Annotated in this window: 16 protein-coding genes; 3 read left to right on the top strand and 13 right to left on the bottom strand. The window is 48.6% G+C overall.

Translation table 11 applies throughout. From position 1 onward, the window contains the following. Positions 1 to 30 precede the first annotated feature (30 nt). The 5 genes from ACIDITHRIX25_RS83650 to ACIDITHRIX25_RS83630 form a co-directional block, all read right to left on the bottom strand. Complete coding sequence (locus ACIDITHRIX25_RS83650) at positions 31 to 3,024, bottom strand: glycosyltransferase family 2 protein (protein WP_201732003.1); 2,994 nt, start codon at positions 3,022 to 3,024, stop codon at positions 31 to 33. A 273-nt stretch (positions 3,025 to 3,297) separates the two neighbouring features. Then, entirely contained in the window at positions 3,298 to 4,215 is a 918-nt protein-coding gene (locus tag ACIDITHRIX25_RS83645) for a GDP-mannose 4,6-dehydratase (RefSeq protein ID WP_052604496.1), read from the bottom strand. A gap of 1 nt (position 4,216) precedes the next feature. Next, positions 4,217 to 5,353, bottom strand: a complete 1,137-nt coding sequence (locus ACIDITHRIX25_RS83640; RefSeq protein ID WP_201732001.1) for a glycosyltransferase family 4 protein — start codon at positions 5,351 to 5,353, stop codon at positions 4,217 to 4,219. A gap of 54 nt (positions 5,354 to 5,407) precedes the next feature. Further along, entirely contained in the window at positions 5,408 to 6,538 is a 1,131-nt protein-coding gene (locus ACIDITHRIX25_RS83635; RefSeq protein ID WP_052604498.1) for a glycosyltransferase family 4 protein, read from the bottom strand. A gap of 4 nt (positions 6,539 to 6,542) precedes the next feature. Then, on the bottom strand, positions 6,543 to 7,697 hold the full coding sequence (locus tag ACIDITHRIX25_RS83630) for a glycosyltransferase family 4 protein (RefSeq protein ID WP_201732000.1): 1,155 nt from the start codon (positions 7,695 to 7,697) through the stop codon (positions 6,543 to 6,545). A 584-nt stretch (positions 7,698 to 8,281) separates the two neighbouring features. Between ACIDITHRIX25_RS83630 and ACIDITHRIX25_RS83625 the strand changes: the two genes are divergently transcribed. The 3 genes from ACIDITHRIX25_RS83625 (at position 8,282) to cofE (ending at position 11,051) form a co-directional block, all read left to right on the top strand. Continuing rightward, positions 8,282 to 9,256, top strand: coding sequence for an NAD(P)H-dependent flavin oxidoreductase (locus ACIDITHRIX25_RS83625; RefSeq protein ID WP_201731999.1), 975 nt, complete (start codon positions 8,282 to 8,284; stop codon positions 9,254 to 9,256). A gap of 129 nt (positions 9,257 to 9,385) precedes the next feature. Further along, positions 9,386 to 10,327 carry a 2-phospho-L-lactate transferase gene (gene cofD / locus ACIDITHRIX25_RS83620; RefSeq protein ID WP_201731998.1) on the top strand — a complete coding sequence of 314 codons (942 nt, stop codon included), beginning with the start codon at positions 9,386 to 9,388 and terminating at the stop codon, positions 10,325 to 10,327. A 4-nt stretch (positions 10,328 to 10,331) separates the two neighbouring features. Next, the gene (gene cofE, locus ACIDITHRIX25_RS83615; RefSeq protein WP_201731997.1) at positions 10,332 to 11,051 is read left to right on the top strand and encodes a coenzyme F420-0:L-glutamate ligase; all 720 of its coding nucleotides are present in this window, start codon (positions 10,332 to 10,334) and stop codon (positions 11,049 to 11,051) included. 77 nt (positions 11,052 to 11,128) lie between these two features. On the opposite strand, the gene ACIDITHRIX25_RS83610 is transcribed toward cofE, so the two are convergent. The 8 genes from ACIDITHRIX25_RS83610 to ACIDITHRIX25_RS83575 form a co-directional block, all read right to left on the bottom strand. Beyond that, the gene (locus ACIDITHRIX25_RS83610) at positions 11,129 to 12,109 is read right to left on the bottom strand and encodes an NAD-dependent epimerase/dehydratase family protein (RefSeq protein ID WP_160291720.1); all 981 of its coding nucleotides are present in this window, start codon (positions 12,107 to 12,109) and stop codon (positions 11,129 to 11,131) included. A gap of 12 nt (positions 12,110 to 12,121) precedes the next feature. After that, positions 12,122 to 13,192 (bottom strand): nucleotidyltransferase family protein, encoded by a 1,071-nt coding sequence (locus ACIDITHRIX25_RS83605; protein WP_052604504.1) that lies wholly within the window; start codon positions 13,190 to 13,192, stop codon positions 12,122 to 12,124. A 153-nt stretch (positions 13,193 to 13,345) separates the two neighbouring features. Further along, a complete protein-coding gene (locus ACIDITHRIX25_RS83600) occupies positions 13,346 to 14,071 on the bottom strand; it encodes a hypothetical protein (protein WP_201731996.1) in 726 nt (241 codons plus the stop codon). Positions 14,072 to 14,205: 134 nt separating this feature from the next. Continuing rightward, positions 14,206 to 15,087 (bottom strand): glycosyltransferase, encoded by an 882-nt coding sequence (locus tag ACIDITHRIX25_RS83595; protein ID WP_201731995.1) that lies wholly within the window; start codon positions 15,085 to 15,087, stop codon positions 14,206 to 14,208. 48 nt (positions 15,088 to 15,135) lie between these two features. Beyond that, a complete protein-coding gene (rfbD, locus tag ACIDITHRIX25_RS83590) occupies positions 15,136 to 16,020 on the bottom strand; it encodes a dTDP-4-dehydrorhamnose reductase (protein WP_201731994.1) in 885 nt (294 codons plus the stop codon). An 85-nt stretch (positions 16,021 to 16,105) separates the two neighbouring features. Next, a complete protein-coding gene (gene rfbB, locus ACIDITHRIX25_RS83585; RefSeq protein ID WP_052604508.1) occupies positions 16,106 to 17,119 on the bottom strand; it encodes a dTDP-glucose 4,6-dehydratase in 1,014 nt (337 codons plus the stop codon). 101 nt (positions 17,120 to 17,220) lie between these two features. Continuing rightward, complete coding sequence (locus tag ACIDITHRIX25_RS83580; protein WP_052604509.1) at positions 17,221 to 18,300, bottom strand: glucose-1-phosphate thymidylyltransferase; 1,080 nt, start codon at positions 18,298 to 18,300, stop codon at positions 17,221 to 17,223. Positions 18,301 to 18,317: 17 nt separating this feature from the next. Continuing rightward, positions 18,318 to 19,463 (bottom strand): acyl-CoA dehydrogenase family protein, encoded by a 1,146-nt coding sequence (locus ACIDITHRIX25_RS83575; protein ID WP_201731993.1) that lies wholly within the window; start codon positions 19,461 to 19,463, stop codon positions 18,318 to 18,320. Positions 19,464 to 19,559: the final 96 nt, after the last annotated feature.

Raw genomic sequence — 19,559 nt, 5'->3', positions numbered from 1 at the left:
GCGAAGGTCTCCACTGAATCAATTGAAAAATCATCTATGCACCTCTAGATCGGATTTTGGATTCTCAATGGTATTCTCACCAATTCCAGATGCACCTTGGTTTCTTTGGTCCCTTTGGGTAGCTAGCGACACTCTTACCCTAGTAACAACCCGAGACGAGATAAAACCGCCACCAAAGACTAAGTCAACAAAGCCAAGCCAAACTAGGACCTCGAAAGATCCTAAAAACAGTGGCCATGAAGCAGACGGGCCATGAGGAGATGGGAAGTGTGCTATCTTCCTACCATGCACGACATAACCTGTTACGCTTGGATCGGTCAAGACTTGGATCAAGTCCTTCTGTCTTGAAAGCGTAAGAGTCACCCGAGCAACAGCAGGTGATACCCCAGACTGCGGATAGATCAGATTTCCGATGCCCTCACTCGCAAGATAGGATCCCAGCCGAATTGTCTCGAAAGAAGATGCTCGAGCTAAACCGGCTTGAACACCCCCATACTTGCCAAGTTGAATCGGTGTGTAGACGTTCTCAAAAGACAGGCTATGAGAGTTGGTCACTGCTAGGCCGACACCTGAGTCAAACCACCAACTACCTGCTGGAATTGCAGCTGGATCTCCAATCCACAGAAGGCGCGAAGATGCGATCTTAGATGATGTAGACCATCCCAATGTAGACCCATAGCCACTCACAGGCAGACCCAACCGACCACCTGATATGGGAGCTCCCACCCCAAATGAAGCCACCAAAAGGCCAATCACTGAAAGTGCGCCGGCAATTTGACGAACTCCGAAGGTCTCTCTGGGGAGGTCTCGATAGAGGCCATCTACGCCATTAGCAGTTGAATATGCGACGATCGCCGCCAGGAACGGCATAAGAAAGGCGAGGGGAATCGGATCCGACCCAAAGCCACCACCATTAGATCCTATGATAAAAGCGACAAAGACGATCGCAAGAATCAAAGCTCGGATCGACCGACGTGTTCTTAGACCTCTTGTAAAAATGGGGGAAAGTATCACGCTCAAAAGCGAGAGGATGGCAAACGAATTAATCATCGCTCCTCCCGAAACTGAGAAGTCAAAGATCGACCGAACCGCTAAATCAAAGGGGGGCTCGGCCCCAAATAGAGACGCCACAGTTGCGCCCGAATGGATGTATCCTAAAAACCAAGTCGCATTCGCGACTAAAGCGACCCCAGCAATACCAAAAAGAAAACGCAACATCGATCGAATTTGAGCCATCGAATGGCGCTCAAAGACAGTCGACGCTATCACCGCCAACGTCAGGATCAAAAATACAATAAAAAAAGCCGGCGCGATAGAGGTCGCTATAGCGACGATGAATGCGCCTCTAAAGAACGATCGAGCACGAATCTTCGAACCAGGCGCTAACTCCTCTTGGAAATCCAATACGATACCCAAAATCCACGGTGCAAAGGCAAACGTTACGAGGCCAAAGAGAGTGCCGACTGAGATCAGTCCAGTCAATATTCCAGTTGAAAAATACGAAAGCATAGCGATCGAAGCTGAAAGCGGGTTGCGATATCGTGCACCCAGTCGAAAGGCGCCGAAGAGGCCTGTTGCAACCAAACCAATCAAGAAAAGGTGATAGAAGAGACCGGTTGCCCCAAAGAAGAATGTTCCGATCACGCCCAACCATAGATAGCCAGCTGGAACTGAGGTAGGCGATATTGTAGAGGAAGACAACGACCCTGAAAAGAAGTCAGACAACAGACTTGTCCCATGTGGGAATGGCTCAAACTGGCCAAACACAGGTAGATTTGAAAACAAGACGTGGCGCCCCGCGACAAGTATAAAGACGAGGATCAGACCCTGGATTACGCGAGCAAACCTACGTTGTACATATCGCGTCGCCAAAGATGTAGGATCGATGGCGTCTTCGCTCAGATTCTCTTTCTCTAAAAAAGCGCCTCGATCGTTGCGTTTTGACCGCTCAACTTCATACCTAATTTGAGCACGTGTGTTCCTCTGATGCGCAAAAAAAGCCGACAATCGAGCCGATCCTCGCGCCAACTTTAGAGTCATATCTCTAAAATCTAAAAGACGCGACTGAGCACCGACCTCCCATCGAACCGATTGAGTCGGTGATTTTTTTGCTCCGTCCCTGAGGCCTTTCAGTATGGCCCTAGCGGTACGCCATCGGCCAGAAACTGCGAAATATGCAGCCTCTAAGAGTGCAAGCAGCCAAAGTTGGATCTTTGAATACCGACGAGCAAAGCCAGAGGAGTTGTTTACTATGCATCGCATCTGATTTGCACGAACGTAATAGGATCGCTCGGCGCGACGCAATTTACGCCTTATGGGTTGAAACTTCGAATTGACATAGGCGCCATCAACACCATTGACCAAGACCCCCATGTGGCGGACTTTGGCATAAGAAGATGCAATTACGCGAGCCCCAGCCAATTGCGCACGATAGGAGAGCTCCACGTCTTCGCCAAAGAGGTAGATCTCAGGGTCGAAGCCGCCCAGAACATTAAAGAGATCGTATCGCACCAACATCGCAGCACCCGGAGCCGCAAAGACCTCTTCAACGATAGGAAACTGATCCTGGTCGAGATCGCCAACGTCGATTCGTGATCGCAATGCTGCCGTGCGGTCAACGTCAAAACCCAATGAGGTAATTCGATCAGGATAAGACCAGCTAACGATCTTTGGAGCCACTATCGAGGCGTTCATCCGCAGTGCATCTTCGACCATAATTGAAATTGCATCTGGCGCTACCGCCGCGTCATCGTGACATATCATTAGATATGTCGCTGAGGTAACATTCCTCACCGCAGCATCCACTGCAGCACTAAAACCTAGATTTGTCTCGTTTCGAAGAAAAAGAGCATTTGGGAGCGATGCCCCCACCCTTTGGGCGAGAGTCACTCTTGAACCGTTGTCAACGATAATTACTGAAAAATTCGGGTAGTCTGAGGCCACAATTGCTTGAAGCGACTCTTCGAACCAATCACCGGGGTCATTGGCTACCATGACTACTACAACTAAAGGCGGAACTGCCATATCGAACTAAATAGGCTAGCTTGTCGATTCGCCAATGCCCACACAAAGTGGGGAGCGAAAGTGCTTTGTTTGAGTTATGCTGGCAAACAAGGACATAAATTTGTTTGGAAAATTGATTTCTGGATTACTGATCGACAAAAAGTGAGGTTCAAATGGCCAAAAGCCCTTCCGATGAACTAAAGGATTTGACGTATTCAACCGTAGGCTTTGCTCTTTTAGGACTCCAGCGTCTTATGGTGGCACGCAACGACCTATCAAAGAGCGTAAATCGGGCTATAGGCGATCTTGCCAATATGACAGAACATCTAATAGGGTTTCGTCGAGACTGAATTTCGCTTCGAAGTCAAGATCCCGAATCAACTTTGAACTATCTCCAACTAGTCGCGCAACCTCAACCGGTCGGACCAAGGTGGGGTCGGTGGTCAACTTTATCTCAACGCCCAAAAGGTCAATCATGCGATTTATAAGATCCAAGACCATGACTCCGCGACCAGACGAGATATTGTAGAGGCTGTTTGCCTCTCCTTTTAAGGCTAAATCGACGTACGCTCGAACCACATCACGGACATCCAGAAAGTCTCTGACTGCATCAAGATTACCGACGGGAATCGATGAGCCTCCATCGCGCTTTGCCTGGCAAAGTCTCCTGGCAATCGCAGCGACTAAGAAGTTATCCGATTGATTGGGGCCAATATGATTAAACGGGCGTGCAACTATCGCATCCAGCCCATAGGCACGACCATATTGCAGGACAAAGGTCTCCCCGCATAGCTTCGAAGCGGCATAAGGGCTAAGCGGCATCGGCGAGACTTTCTCGTCCACCTTGTCAAGCTCTTTATGGTTGCCATACACCTCCGAAGAAGAGACATATACAAAACGAAGTTTCACATTCCTAGTGGCGATAGCTCTAAGAATATTGAGCGTTCCACCAGCATTTATCGACAGATACCTCTCTGGCTCGCGCCAGGAGGTTCCGACATGGCTCAATGCGGCAAGGTGAAAAACCACCATCTCGCCACCAAGATCAACAAAACTTTCGATTTCAGAACTAATGACCTCAAAGTCACAGATATCGCTATCAGGCGTCAACTCCGTGGCTTCAATTCCTCTTTGGCGAAGTTCCCCCAGGAGATATGGTCCGACAAATCCTCTGCTTCCAGTTACAAGCGCGCGCAAATTCTCCCCCGACATTTCAAATTGATAGAATACTACGATAGAGCTCTAAGTGCCGTTGTCCACTTATGGTCCATGAATACTTCGCTAGGAGTTCATCCTTGGAGCTAAGGCCTAATGATCTATCCCTCTCACCACCACCGAAGTGGTCATAGACCCCTATTATCGCCTTAGCGATCTCATCGGTATCATAGGGATTCACAAGATAAGTCGATTCATTTGCATATTCGGCCATCGCAGAATCAACTGACGTTATCAGCTTTGACCCCATAGCCAACGCTTCTAAACCCGGAAGGCCAAATCCCTCCTCGAGAGAGGGATAGAGTGTTGCAACCGAGCCGGCATAGAGCGAACCCAAATCGGCGTCAGAGACATATCCCAAAACCCTGATTTTACCGCTCTTCACGAAGGGCTCCAAGGTGGCAAAGAATTTCGAATTTCGCCAACCACTCAATCCTGCAATAACAAATTGAAGGCCGGGGATCTTTGTAGATGCGAAGGCATCAAGGATGCGCCCTAAATTTTTACGCGGCTCGATTGTGCCACAATAAAAGAGGTATTCATCTGATATTCCATGGCTTAGCTTAGTTACCGCAATCGATTCAGAAGAGACTACCCCAAATTGACTTACGTCCACTCCATGAGGGATGACCACTCGCTCCCCACTGTTAGGATAGAAAAGTTCAAAGCGGTCTCTGGCGAATTGAGATGGGAAGATCAATGCATCTGCCCGCTTGGCCGCCTTAGCGATTGCATGACGAAAAAAGCCCACTTTAGTGCGCTCGTGCCACTCTGGATGATCGATAAAGGTTGTGTCGTGAACCGTTACAACCACTCTTCCACCAAATGGCTCTGGCGAAGTATAGTGAATTCCGTGGTGCAATTTAACATTTCTTCGCCGAAGTTGCGAAGCCATGAATAGGCGTTCGTAGGCTAAGCGACTAACGCGACCATTTGGCACCAACTCAGCAAACCTTAAAGTCGGAATCAGAGCCGTCATACGATCGCCATCACCGCTTCTAGTAATCCCCAGAAACGAAAGTGTCTCTTGGTCATTTTGATCCAATACTGCCTTTAGCATCTCGATGCCATACCGGCCAGCGCCAGTTAGGCGATTAGGAATTGCACTCAGGTCGATCGAGATCAGCCCCTCCATTGAATATATTCCTTTGGCTCTATCTCATAAATCATTCGGTCTCCTGCGATCTCTCTATATGCCATAGAACTGCCTACCTATAGTCAAGGCCGATTGCGACCATTTCATGGCAGAAATTGTGATCAAACCTTCACGAACGACCCTAGAAGAAACCTTCGAATCGGTCACTACCTCAACGATTCCTCTTGAGATATCCTCAATCGAATATGGGTCAACTATTACAGAATTCTCAGATGAGGTTGAGGGCAACAAGGATGCGACCACCGGGGTAGCAGATGCCATCGCCTCAATCGGTGGAAGGCCAAACCCCTCGAAAAATGGAACATAGACAAGGGCGCTCGCCCGTTGGTAAAGGCCGGCCAGTATCGAAGCGTCCACCCTACCAACGAGGTGGACACCCTTGGTGGGCGCTATGGCCTCTCCCCAACCACTAGGACCAACTACCACCAGAGGAAACTCACCCCCGAGAAGCGGCCGAGCCATTTGAAGAGCCTTTATAACCCGGTGAAGATTTTTCCTAGGCTCCATCGTGCCCACAGACAAAATAAACGGGGAGGATACTCCGACCCTGCGCAACAGGTCATCGGCTCCGAGTAGGTCGGCGATGGGCAGATGGTCCGAACCAGGCGGAACAAGAGTAATTCGATCTCGGTCAAAGCCTGCATCGACAAGGTCGTCCAAAGATCGATTAGAGATTGTAATAACAGAAGAAGTTGAATTCAAAATCTTCTGAAGTCGAGCTTCGTGCCAAACAACTCCACGAGGAGTCAACGTCTCAGGCACGATTCTATGAGCTAGGTCATAGATGGTATAAACCTTGGAACTTGGGCCACCTCGCAGGGGTCCTGCAATGGAAAGGCTCAACAACCTATCAAAACCCTTTGGTGTCGAAAAGTTGCTATAGTCCCATAGTCGATTGAGAATGCGGTTGTGGACAATGGCATTGGAGTACTTGACTCCGTATTCCCCAAATGGATCCGGTGACGATCCCTGCCATTTGGATCCAAAGATCTCACAATCCACCCCTGATCTAATCAGAAGTGGGGCCAACTCAGCCAAAATATTATGAGTAAAGGCCCCAATTCCACCCGGCACTATGGCGTGTAGCTGCTCTGGGATAATAAGGAGTCGCCCATTTTGAGTCAGATTCGCCACATTGCCCCTCTCTTGTGTCTCAATCTCCAAAGCCTCAACTCTTTTGGACCTCAATAGCTTTCAAATAGATATCTCTAAGCCCTAGAGCGCACTTTGCCCAGGTATATCTACCAACGCGCTCAGTTCCACGAATTCGAAGCTGCGCAACTAATCGATCGTCGTTCGTCATTACTTCAATCCTCTCACCAAGACCATTCGCATCACCCACATCGAAATAATCGACCGCGTCACCAAGTACCTCTGGGAGAGATCCCGCCCTAGAGGAGATCACAGGAACCCCCATGGTCATCGCCTCAATGGGCGGAAGTCCAAAACCCTCATAGATTGACGAATAGACAAAGACCGACGCTTTTGAGAGGAGCCATCTGCGCATCGCAGAAGTTACATAACCCGGTAGAACTATTCGATCCGCAAATGGAGACCTGGAAATCCTCTCTTCAACTTCGTCGGATCCCCATCCCGGACCACCGGCGATCACGAGCATCAAATCCTCATTTGCCCGTGCGGCAACCTCAAATCCTCCAATCAGAGTTAGAAAGTCTTTCCGCGGTTCAATCGTGCCTAAACCCAAAACAAACGGGCGCCCATTCAATGCGACCCCTTCTAGGGCTGGATCAAAGTGATCGTCACTCACACGAGCTGACCCCGCCGCCAGCTCGTGAAGCTGAGCAACACCAGGTGCCACTGCTATAACTCGTTCACGATCAACTCTAAAATACTCAACAACTTGCTCAGCGATAAATTCGCTGTGGGTGTGGACCAAAGCGCCATTTTCTATCGCCCGCCCCACCAATCGGGGGAAGGCTAGCGTGGCAGGTTCGGCCAAAGAAGGATACAAAAGTGGCGTAAGGTCGTGAACCGTAACAACTCTGGCGGCCCTCGCGCTAGGAGGTACCACGAAGTTCGATCCATGAACTACATCTAGGCTCCCAACGAAGAGTTCAATTGGAGGGAAGTTAACCTTCGACCAGAGCTTCTGAAGCGGTCGGGCGGGCATTGGTAGTTGTTTTGACGGCGCAACTCCGCCTAGAGCGGCTGGCAACCGACCTCTATTCCTCCACGTAACCGCAAATGTCCTTAGATCAACCCCTTCAAGGGAATCGAGACTGCGAATTGCTCCAGAGCAAAACTCCCCGACTCCGGTTCTAGGCCCCAACAATGGCGTGGCATCAAATCCCACTTTTATCATGACTTTTACAATCTCGTTCGCAAAACCTTAGTAACGTAAAGATAATCGCCCACCTAGTCAAAAAAGACAAATTGAACCTCGCCTGTTCTAAGAGGCCGACATAACGCCACTAACTTTACCAATTGACAGCTCAAACAGACCGATTGCCAAGAGATGAGGAGCTAATTTCACAAGCGCTCAAATAAATGCAAAAAAATGAGTCTGGGTGAGAAGTTACCGCAATAGCGAATCTATTGACTTCTAAAACCAATTCGAATCACAGTTCACCAAAGAGCCGTGGAATTCATCAGATAAAAGTTCTGCATCAATTCGCTGCTTCAAATTTGGTGAAGGCCTGAGCCATAGGAGCTATCCGGGTAACTCCTTATCTAATCTCTCTAAGTAATTATTTAGCTGCAGGTTACAACTGAAAAATTAAATTGAATTAGCAAACAATCAAGTCCGACCTAATTAAATCACCTAGCCACTTACGAACCACATGTTGGGGTGTGTCAGATAGAGTAGTTTGGAATCAAACAATATTCCGCCAACGTAAGATCGCGCCAGAAGATACTTTCAAGCAACCAAAAGGAGCCAGCAAAGAAATGCACCCTATAGCCAAAAGACTTACTCAATCTCTACGAATTCCACTTATCGGCGCGCCACTTTTTATAATATCAAATCCAAAACTCGTGGTCGCTCAATGTCAAAGTGGCGTCGTTGGGTCATTTCCAGCCTTAAACGCAAGACCAACCTCACAATTTGACGAATGGCTCTTTGAGATCGAAGAGGCACTCGCAGTAGGGGGAGAGAGCGATCAAGACACCAAAATTGCCCCATTTGCTGTCAATCAGATAGTTCATCGATCAAACGATCGCCTAGATGCAGATTTGGAAGTTACAATCGCGCACAAGGTGCCCATCGTCATCACTTCCTTAGGTGCTAGAAGCGACGTCTTTGACGCAGTCCATGAATATGGGGGGATCGTTTTTCATGATGTCATAAATAAAAAATTTGCCGAAAAAGCCTTGGAAAAAGGGGCAGATGGCCTAATCGCGGTTGCATCTGGAGCCGGCGGTCACGCCGGATCGACCTCACCGTTGGCTCTAATCTCTGAAATACGTGAAATCTTTGACGGACCTCTACTGCTATCAGGCGCTATCGGAAACGGAGCTTCACTTCTCGGGGCAATCGCTATGGGTGCAGACTTTGGATATGCGGGCTCAATCTTCATCGCCACCACAGAAGCTAATGCATCGGCGCCACACAAAGAGATGGTGGCAGCCTCAGACTCCTCAGATATCGTCTACACCTCCCATTTCACTGGAGTTCATGGCAACTATCTCAAGCCGTCGATATTGGCATCTGGGCTAGACCCAGATACCCTGGAAGCTAAGTCCGCAACGACGATGAATTTTTCAAGTTCAGGTACAAATGTAAAGGCGTGGAAAGATATATGGGGCGCCGGTCACGGAATAGGCTCGGTCAAAGCCGCCCTAACCACAGCCGAGCTCGTCACTAGAATCGAGGAAGAATTCATGGCAGCAAAGATCTCGTTGGCCGAAAGATTAGCGCTCTAGCCACCAAGTTTTATGTAGTTCGTGGGTCAATAGAGCTCAAAATGTCACTATCAGATCAACAATTTCGTGAACCACCCCTCCCTTGGGAAAGGGGATTACACTTGCGTTAGTTCAAATAGGATCGTACAAATGATTACAGTTCTTTGCGGCGGAGTCGGCGCCGCCAAATTCTTAGAGGGCCTTATCGCACTGGATCAAAGCCAAGAGATAGTCGCGATCACCAACGTCGGAGATGACGATGTCATGCACGGCCTATACATCTGCCCTGATTTGGATACCATCACCTACACCCTTTCAGGCGCGGTAAATCACCAAACCGGGTGGGGCCTCGCCAACGAAAGTTGGCGTACCATGGAACGCCTAAAGGGCCTAGGTGGCAAGGTTTGGTTCCAATTGGGAGATTTAGATCTCGCGACTCATCTCTTTAGAAGCGAACGCCTCAGAGAGGGTGCCACGCTCGAACAAGTTACCAAAGAGATCTCAGACAATGCCGGACTGAAATTGAAGCTACTTCCTGCCACTAACGACAAGATACGAACAAAGCTCGAGTTGGTTCACCCATCCGGAGAGACCGAGAGCACCTCATTCCAAGAGTACTTCGTAAAGTACCAACATAAGCCAATAGTAAAAGACGTTTTCTATGTGGGCTCTAAGAGTGCGAGCCTGAGCCCAAGTGTCATAGAGGCACTTGAAGAGTCAGAACGTATCATAATCGCACCATCTAACCCAATACTTTCAATTGGACCAATTCTTGCAATTCCCAAGATCGCCGAGACAATTGCCAGACGTCGAAGCGACGTGGTGGCGATTTCGCCCATAGTGGACGGTAAGGCGTTAAAGGGACCGGCAGATAAAGTTCTTGAAGCCTTTGGGTATCCAGCTAGCGCCCTTGGGGTTGCCCAATACTATCGCGATTACATCTCAAGGTTGATAATCGATCTGATCGATTCAAATTCCATCGATCAGATCGAGTCCCTAGGGGTAAGAGTGGTCGCCACTAATACCATAATGACCACTATTGATTCAAAGATATCATTAGCGGCTTTGGCCCTAACATCATATGAGAGATAGGACTATGGATCCAAATCAAAGTGGAGTCGTTACCGCCATAGCCATCCACGGATTACCCGAATTCAAAAAGGGCGATCCCATAGCCGATATCGTCATTCAAAATACCACTTTGAACCACCATGACGTTATCGTCGTTACCTCGAAGATCGTTTCAAAAGTTGAGGGACGCATCATTCAGGCGCCTAATGACGGCTTCACGCCCGAAGAGATCCATGCAATCATCATCGGTGAATCAAGACGCGTCCTACGCCAAAGGGGTCAGCTTGTGATCACAGAGACCCAAGGCGGCTTCGTCTGTGCAAATGCTGGAATAGATCAATCCAATATGCCAGATGGTTCGATCTGTCTCCTACCTGCCGACCCAGATCGCTCAGCTCGAAGAATAAGAGATCGAATCAAAGCACTTATCGGAATAGATGTCGCAGTAATTATAAGTGACACCTTTGGCCGAGCTTGGAGGCGCGGCGTTACAGATATAGCCCTAGGATCAGCTGGAATAGGTCCAATCTCTGACTTGAGGGGTACTCTAGATAGCAACGGTCGCCCCCTTGTGGCTACGGAAATAGCTATCGTGGATGAAATTGCCGCAACCGCCGAACTCACAAAGCCAAAGTCAGGGGCTATTCCCGTTGTTATAGTGCGAGGAATAGATCCGAGCCATTTCCGTGAAGGCTCAGTTAAGGACGAGATAATTAGACCCTACGGAGAAGATCTCTTTAGGTAATAGTCAGCTTAGGTAGTAATAGACTTAGAGAATAGTCGAGGTTCGCTTGCCACAATTTGACCAAGCCTCCCTGTCGATTACTTCTCCTTTGAAGCCTTATTGATTCGCCGATGAACAAATTCATCAGGGTTAGATCGATACCAATCGACTAAATCCATCAATCCATCACTTAACGAGGTAAAGTGATGCCAACCAAGTTGAGTCTCGGCCTTGACTGCACTTAAGGCACTCCTTTGGATCTCACCTTCGCGCTTGGGCAGGAGCCTTGGACGAAGTGTACTCCCTGTCACATGGACGATCTCTTCATGCAACCTAGCGATCGTCGTCTCTATGGATGTCCCAATATTCAAGACGAGGCCACCACCATTGTCAATCGAGCGGACTAGCGCATCTACCACATCATCGACGTGAACAAAGTCTCGACTCTGGCTGCCATCGCCATAGATAGTACAGGGTCGGCCGGCCAAAGCTCGCTCCATGAAGGTTGAGATTACCCCACTCTCTCTGGAACACCCTTGGCGGGGACCATAGACGTTGGCAAAAACCAAAGCTGTATATTCAAGGTCGTGGTTGCGCCGATAGATATCCAGATAGTCTAAGACTGCCCGCTTTGAAGCACCATAGGGCGAGATTGGATCGAGTGAGACAGACTCATCCAGCGGAAGAAGATCAGCTGGAGGATCCCCATAGATCGCTGCAGATGCGGCAAAGATAACTTTAGAACAACTAGCGCCAAGTGCTGCCTCAAGGATCCTGAGCGAACCACCTAGATTCACCGCCACATCTTCTAAGGGGTTATCCATGGAGAAAGTTACATCAGTCTGAGCCGCCAAGTGGAAGATGACCGAGGGACGTTTACGTTTAGTCAACTCAATCATCGACGCAGAACGCACATCCATTTGATGAAAGGCCAGCGAGCCTAGCCACTTAGCTCGGGCATATGCCAAATTTGCTAGGCGACCCGTGCTGAGATCGTCCACGATGTCGACAAATAATCCCTGGGATAATAGCCGCTCGACTAGGTGCGAGCCAATAAATCCCGCACCACCCGTAACCATGACCCGATCCATCTAGCTCGGAATCTTTTGACCGCTTAGACGTTCGCCCGCACCAATGTCGCAGCCAAGTGCAAGGACTGAGAGCTCCTCCACGATCGTCTCGGGTGGAACCTCTACTTCATCGCCAATTATTGAATCGGTTATTCGCGAATATGAAGCCACGATTGCTCGATCCATCACAATAGAATCCTCTATTACTGCCCCTGCCTCAATAACCACCCCGTCACCGATTATGGAGCGAAGAATCACTGCGGACTCAGCTATTCTGGCATTTCGAGCGATCAAAGAGTCTTCACTTACCGTGTATCCCTTTGGAAGTTTGCCAACCAACAAAGACTCCTTGGAGGAGATGGAGCCTCCACTCGCCCCCACAAGTATCCTTCGAAAGTGCATGGAAGTTGAATAGAAGTTACTCACCGTGCCGGCATCTACCCAATACCCTTCAAAGGGCTCAGCGAATAGGTGGCCATCTGAGACAAGTTGAGGAAAGACCATTCGCTCTATGGAAACGCGCTCCCCGCTTTCCACCGACGACAGAGCTTGGGGCTCAAGCACGTAAATGCCTGCATTTATAAAGTTTGATGGGGCTAATTCGCGCGCTGGCTTTTCTATAAAGGCCAGTACTCGACCCGCCGAATCTGTTGGCACCACGCCAAATGCCGAAGGATCTTCAACTGGAACTAAGGCAATAGTTGCCAAACCACGATTGTTCAAGTGGGCGCTAACCAAGGTCTCCAAGTCAAAATCACAGAGAACGTCGCCATTTACAACTAGAAATGTGCTGTCAATCCCTGCGTATTCGGCTGCAAATTTAATGGCTCCTGCAGTGTCAAGTGGAGTCTCTTCTACCGCATAACAAATTGGCACCCCGCCAACCTTACCGCTTGGAAAAGCCTTGATAAAGACGTCAGGCTTATAGCCAAGCGAAAGTACGACCCTGTCAACTCCAATTTGTCCAAGCCTCGTTACAACTCGCTCGAGCATGGTTATACCGGCCACTTTGAGCATCTGCTTTGGAATCTCGTGAGTAAGTGGACGCAAGCGCGTACCCATACCTCCGACTAGAACAACTGCTTGCAACATGCCTCCTTGCGCCACCTAAGGCCGAAGCGTCGGGTGCGGACCTTGTAGAACCATCATACCCTTAGAAATTTTAAAAACAATATCGAAACGCCTCTTGAACTTCACATTCTCACAAGACAAAGGTGTGGAAATTGTATTTTGGAAAACTCTTTGCTAACCCTGTGCCTTTGTCGTAGAAGTCGCTGGAGCCGCAGTTGTCGCTGGAGCCGCAGTAGTTGTGGTTGTAGCAAGTGCTTGTGTTACAGGCAGGTTTACGAGCGCCTTAGTAGAATTTGGCTTTGGAAGAGACTTACCATTTGCCACCAAACCAACAGTTATGAGCTGCTGATTTCCAAATACAATATTTGCAGGATTTCCGGTGACGATCTGTCCTTTACCCAAAAGTGAAGACCAAGTCTCTACCTTTATCGAAGCAGGCTTACCATTGCATGTTTGACCTGTTGCCAAGGAGGCATGTCCTGGATAGGTCACCTTTGACGAGGAGACATAAAGACCTGAATAATTCAGAACAAACTTGCCAAAAGTGGCATTAGAGCCCTCATCCAACTTGGTTTTAGGCGATACAGTTATCAAGCCATTGCCCGTTGTATAAAATGAGAGCTTCGTTGTATTCTTTTGGGCTGGGAGATTAGGTAAAAAAGTTCCACAGTCATAGACGCCAAGTGCAACGTGCCACGTTGTACCCACAAGGGGAGGCGCAGCCTTTGCTCCTGTTGGATTGAGTCGTTGATACCGCGAATATCCGATCACGAAGAATCCCACCACCACAACTAATGCTATGGATGTATAGAAACCAATAGGTACAGCGCCGCGCCTAGACCTACTGCCACCAGTTGCGGCCGCTCTCGCCACTCTTTTACCTACGGATTGCTTTGACATATGATTTCTTGACTCACTCCGAATAGATTTTTAGCCCTTACCACTCTAGCCGTTGAGGGGAAAATGACGCTTAGCCACAATAAATCCCTTGACTATCATCGGCGAATAGCATAAATTTCAAGTCTTTTAGTCGACTAAAGGGTCCTACCTTCTAAAAAACGTCTGTATCTCGTCACTGCAATCGTAATCAAAAATCGCAGGACGACACCGACTCCCACCAAAGGTAGAGCCAAAGCCTTGTACCCCAAAAGCGTGGAACTCGAATAGATCAAAAGCGAACGGTGGTGCATGTAGGCCACAAAATATGGTCGAGAACTAGACGATCTTCCTTGATAATGAATAGCTACCGCCTCCCTATCGTGGCCAATATCATATCCCTTTGCTATTATCCGTCGACAGAGATCTACATCTTCCATGAACATAAAATAACGTTCGTCAAAGCCACCAACCTCTCTAAAAAGGTCGCTTGAGATCAACATCGCAGCACCCGAAATCCATCGATCATCTCCAACGCTCTCGTTCTCGATAGAGTGATAACGCCTTGAAAATGGATTATTACGCCACAGTTGTCCAAGGACGGCATGAAAAGCCGAAACTGCCAGAGACGGGAAGCGACGCACCGATGGATAGATTTCTCCATCGCTATTTTTTATAAGTGGTCCCGCTATGGCGACATTGGTTCGCTCTTTGAACGAGGAGAGCTCTAAAAGCGCATCACCGCTTATAACACAGTCCGGATTGCAGATAAAGAGGTCAAAACCCAAAAGGTCCTTTGATACCTCGTTTATTGCTCTCCCGTAACCCAAGTTCCCGACCATGGATCTTAGGACCAACCTAGAAGTATCGATCTCATTATGAAACTTCTCTTTTATCAATTCCATCGATCCGTCACTACTTGAATTATCAGCTACGACTATCAATTCGCTAGGCCCCATCAACAGGGCGCCTATACAATCACACAGCAACGAGCCGGTATTGTAGTTGACGACAATCGACGCTATCTTTGGAGATGACATATCACTTGGGCCTTAAATTAAAATTCCATCTCATAAAGATTCAGCGGGCTAGAGATAGCTATCCCGCAACTGAGCTATCAGACAAGATACAGACTCCTGCCAGATTGGAGTCTCTCCATAGCCTCCTAGACGAAGGGCGCTGTGATCCAATACCGAATAGGCCGGTCGAGGAGCTTTGCGCGAAGAATCCAACTGACTTGTGGCAATTGGTAGAACTCGCGATGGATTTGCCCCTAAGGTTTCAAAGACAAACTTAGTCAAGTCATGCCACGAGGTCACTTCGCAATTTGTGACGTGATAGATCCCACTTTGTCGATCCGAAATCAGTTTAATCATAACATCGACCAAATCTGTGACAACCGTGGGTATCCCAAACTGATCATCGACAAAGGTAACATCTCCTTGGCCCTTAGCGAGGCGAATCATCGTCTTTAGGATGTTATTGCCGTATTTGCCCATAACCCAGGCTGTGCGAACTATCAGGTCGCTAGAGTCAAGTTCCAACTCCCCAGCCAACTTAGACTTTCCATAGATCGACAAGGGATCTGGCGCATCCCACTCCCTATAGGGTGTCGTTCCTAGACCATTAAAGACGTAGTCAGTGGAGAGATAGAAGACACTAGCTCCTACTCTTCGTGCGCCTTGCTTTAGAAAACGTGTCCCCATTGCATTGATGGAATAGGCCAATTCGACTTCATCCTCGCAAAGATCCACTGCCGTCAGCGCACCACAGTGAACGATGATATCTGGCAAGAAGGAGTCGATCGCTCCAAATACCTCAACTCTGTTGGTAAAGTCAAGTTCATCCTTGTCGGTCGCCAAAACCTCCCATGAACTTTCCTTTTGAGCAACGGTTTCAACGAACTCCGAGCCAACCTGACCCTTTGCGCCTGTCACTAAAAGTCTCAATATGACCTCAATCCAATTCGTCAAAAGACGACATCATTTGGCACTTTAGCCACTGACAATGTGTAGCAATGGGTGCCAGAGAAAATAAGTTCCGATTAGGAGTGAAATACTACTTCGATATCCAGCTGCTGCCAGGGCCCTCTACGACAGGAGCTCGAAGTTTCAGTGGCTCCCACCAGCTTCTATTTGCAACATACCAATCAATTACGTCGGCAATTCCATCGTCAAATTCAATCTCAGGCTCCCACCCAAGCTCTTGGCGAATCTTTGACGAATCCAACAGATAACGTCGATCGTGACTGGGACGATCAGGAACAATGGTCTTAATTGACTCGTCCTTATTAAGGTGCTTGACGACTAAGTCCGCAATGTCTAGAATGCTCTTTTCAACGCCAGTACCTACATGATAGGTCTCGAACTCGCGCCCCTTGTTGATGACGAGATCTATCGCCTTGGAGTGGTCTAGGGCATGTATCCACTCTCGCCTATTGGAGGTCGAGGCATATAGCGGAAGCGGAAGGTCATCAATTGCATTGGTAACAAAAAGCGGAACCACCTTTTCAGGAAATTGATATCGGCCGTAGTTGTTAGCGCAGTTCGTTATTGAAATCGGGACCCCATAGGTCAACGCATAGGAGCGAACAACATGATCTCCGCCAGCCTTAGAGGCGTTATAAGGCGTCCTAGGCAAGTAAGGAGAGTCTTCCTTGAATCCTCCTTCTTCATCTAGATCCATGTCTCCATAGACCTCACAGGTGGAGACGTGGTGAAAGCGATCCACCTTAGCACGCCTCACACCCTCCATAAGTCCTTGAGTACCCATAACATTCGTTTGAAAGAAGCGACCTGGATCCAAAATAGCCAAAGAATTATGAGACTCAGCAGCGAAGTTGACCACGACGTTGATCTCAAAACGCTTGAGGCTCTCAAAGACTAGATCGCTATTGGCAATATCGCCTTTGACGAAATGAAAAGAAGTAGCGACGTCGTCGAGCGAGTGAATATTGCCCGCATAAGTCAATGAATCATAGACAACGATGGTATCGGCGGGATGTGCCTTCATCCAGTATCGAACGAAGTTGGATCCAATAAATCCAGCCCCGCCAGTCACTAAAATATTCATTAAATTTCCATCCTAAATGGTATTGTTTCCAAAATAATTCTGGCCTATGGTAGCCTAACTAAGCGCAGAAATCCGCTATCAAAGCTCCATTTAAAGCAAAGCTAAGCGATTTCAACGATCGAATGATCCCCAACCACGAGCCGATTAGCTATCGGGCGAGCTTGGCGCCGGCGCACCGTTACTTGCTTGCCCAACACTGACCCCTCGAGCGACTGGATACCATCCACAGTAGTCCCGGCTAAAAGGATCGAATTTTCAATCTCCGTTGCCTCAATCAGGCAATCCTCCCCGATGGAGGTAAATGGCCCTATGAAGCAATCTTTCAAGACGCTTCCACGTCCTATAATTGCCGGCCCTCGAAGACGCGATCGCAGAATTGTCGCTCCTTTTTCGATGATTACCCGCCCCTCAACGACAGAAAGTTCATCTACCACTCCCATGGTATTTGCTTCAATGTCTTCAAGAACAAGGCGGTTACCCTCTAATAGAGCTTCGGGCTGTCCGAGGTCCTTCCAATATCCTGAAATCTGCTTACTGGAGACCCTGGCCCCTGAATCTATAAGGTATTGAATTGCATCAGTAATCTCAAGTTCCCCACGTGCAGATGGCATTATTGATTCGACAGCCTTGTGAACCGAGGTGTCAAAGAAGTAGACCCCGACTAGCGCCAAGTCCGACGGCGGCACCTTTGGTTTTTCCACAAGTCCCTTTACGTGGCCGTCATCATCCAAAATGGCCACGCCAAATCTATGAGGATCAGGGACCCTTGCAAGTAAGATCTCGGCGCACACTCCAGGCTCACGCTCACGAAAGCTGTTGGCAAATTCTACAATTCCGTCTTTTATGAGGTTGTCCCCTAAGAACATGACAAAAGGAGAGTCACCTAGAAACTCCTTGGCGATCATGACACAGTGTGCAAGGCCAAGTGGTTGCTCCTGGGGGATATAAGTTACCTTCAATCCAAAGTCGCTGCCATCGCCAACTGCAGCCATGACCTCTTTGCGGGTTTCGCCAACTATCATTCCTACCTCAACCACTCCGGCCTCGGCCAGAGATTCAAGAGCATAGAACAAGATCGGTTTATTTGCTAAGGGAACTAATTGTTTGGCAGAAGTATGGGTTATTGGCCGCAAGCGTGTTCCAGTACCGCCCGCAAGCACGAGTCCCTTGAGTGTCGTCATAGCGCTTTAGATAATAATCACTTTTGGGGCAAGCCAAGGCTACGGGCTATCACGAGCCTTTGAATTTCCGAGGTACCTTCTCCTATTTCTAAGATCTTGGCATCACGGTAATGGCGCGCAACAGCATTGCCTTCAATGAAACCTGCTCCCCCAAAGATTTGGGTTGCACTTCGCGAAACTTCGACGGCGGCCTCGGTCGCAAAAAGTTTTGCCATCGCCGCGGCCTGTTTGTATGGCTTGGAATTATCTTTGAGCCAAGCAGCATGATAGACCAGATGACGCGCTGCGCTCGCTTTAGTGGCCATATCTGAGCACATGAAAGCAACCGCTTGATAACGTCCTATTGGTCCGCCAAATGCATTTCTAGTCTTGGCATACTCTATGGATTCGACCAGACATCCCTCTATCAGTCCAAGCGCCAAAGCAGCTATTGCGATTCTTCCATCATCCAATATCGAAAGAAATTGCGCAAAACCTCTGCCTTTTGCACCCAAAAGGTTCTCATAAGGAAGGCGAACTTCATCCAAAGAAAGGCCGTGGGTATCAGATGCATGCCAGCCTAATTTACGATACGAAGGCTCAACGACCAGGCCCGGAGTTCCACTAGGAACCAAAAACGTGCTCACCCCGTCCTCGTCGCGGGCCGTAACGGTAATAACAGAGGTTATCGGTGTTCCGCTATTGGTGATATAAGCCTTTGAGCCGCTAATAACCCATTCATTGGTCTTTTCGTCCAAACGAACTTTCGTTCGAGTTGCTCCTGCATCTGAACCTGCATCCGGCTCAGTAAGGCCAAAAGCTCCTAGAGCCTTACCTTCACACATCGAAGGCAAATATCTCATCTTTTGCTCTTGTGAACCGAATGAAAAAATCGGATTCGCGCCCAAGCCAACGCCCGCGGACAAGGTGATAGCGACGGAAGAGTCCACCTTAGCAAGTTCTTCAATAGCGATACAAAGGGTCGAGAACTCTAAATTTAAGCCGCCAAACTCCTCTGGAAAAGTGATCCCAAAAGCTCCCAGCTCGCCAAGCTTAAGGATTGTATCAAGGGGAAATTCACCCCTTTCGTCCCAAAGATCAGCATAAGGGGCGATCTCTTTAGCCGCAAAGCTCTCGATCAGCTCTCTAAACTCTTCTTGGTGGTGCATTAACTCAAAGTCCATAGTCCTAAAGCCTATCGCTTTAGAATCGACCAAACAATTTAACTTCCAAAACCACATTCACCACCATGGCCTCATCTTTGAGTTTGTTCCAACTAA

This window comes from Acidithrix sp. C25, assembly GCF_904848545.2.
This window is presented reverse-complemented; position numbering and strand designations above follow the sequence as displayed.

Bases quoted from the DNA above. Each gene is read 5' to 3' on its own strand.
- ACIDITHRIX25_RS83595 (WP_201731995.1), bottom strand. From the start codon at position 15,087: ATGTCATCTCCAAAGATAGCGTCGATTGTCGTCAACTACAATACCGGC.
- rfbB (WP_052604508.1), bottom strand. From the start codon at position 17,119: ATGAATATTTTAGTGACTGGCGGGGCTGGATTTATTGGATCCAACTTC.
- ACIDITHRIX25_RS83625 (WP_201731999.1), top strand. From the start codon at position 8,282: ATGCACCCTATAGCCAAAAGACTTACTCAATCTCTACGAATTCCACTT.
- cofD (WP_201731998.1), top strand. From the start codon at position 9,386: ATGATTACAGTTCTTTGCGGCGGAGTCGGCGCCGCCAAATTCTTAGAG.
- ACIDITHRIX25_RS83640 (WP_201732001.1), bottom strand. From the start codon at position 5,353: ATGGAGGGGCTGATCTCGATCGACCTGAGTGCAATTCCTAATCGCCTA.
- ACIDITHRIX25_RS83580 (WP_052604509.1), bottom strand. From the start codon at position 18,300: ATGACGACACTCAAGGGACTCGTGCTTGCGGGCGGTACTGGAACACGC.
- ACIDITHRIX25_RS83605 (WP_052604504.1), bottom strand. From the start codon at position 13,192: ATGTTGCAAGCAGTTGTTCTAGTCGGAGGTATGGGTACGCGCTTGCGT.
- ACIDITHRIX25_RS83610 (WP_160291720.1), bottom strand. From the start codon at position 12,109: ATGGTTACGGGTGGTGCGGGATTTATTGGCTCGCACCTAGTCGAGCGG.
- ACIDITHRIX25_RS83650 (WP_201732003.1), bottom strand. From the start codon at position 3,024: ATGGCAGTTCCGCCTTTAGTTGTAGTAGTCATGGTAGCCAATGACCCC.
- ACIDITHRIX25_RS83600 (WP_201731996.1), bottom strand. From the start codon at position 14,071: ATGTCAAAGCAATCCGTAGGTAAAAGAGTGGCGAGAGCGGCCGCAACT.
- ACIDITHRIX25_RS83645 (WP_052604496.1), bottom strand. From the start codon at position 4,215: ATGTCGGGGGAGAATTTGCGCGCGCTTGTAACTGGAAGCAGAGGATTT.
- ACIDITHRIX25_RS83575 (WP_201731993.1), bottom strand. From the start codon at position 19,463: ATGGACTTTGAGTTAATGCACCACCAAGAAGAGTTTAGAGAGCTGATC.
- ACIDITHRIX25_RS83630 (WP_201732000.1), bottom strand. From the start codon at position 7,697: ATGATAAAAGTGGGATTTGATGCCACGCCATTGTTGGGGCCTAGAACC.
- cofE (WP_201731997.1), top strand. From the start codon at position 10,332: ATGGATCCAAATCAAAGTGGAGTCGTTACCGCCATAGCCATCCACGGA.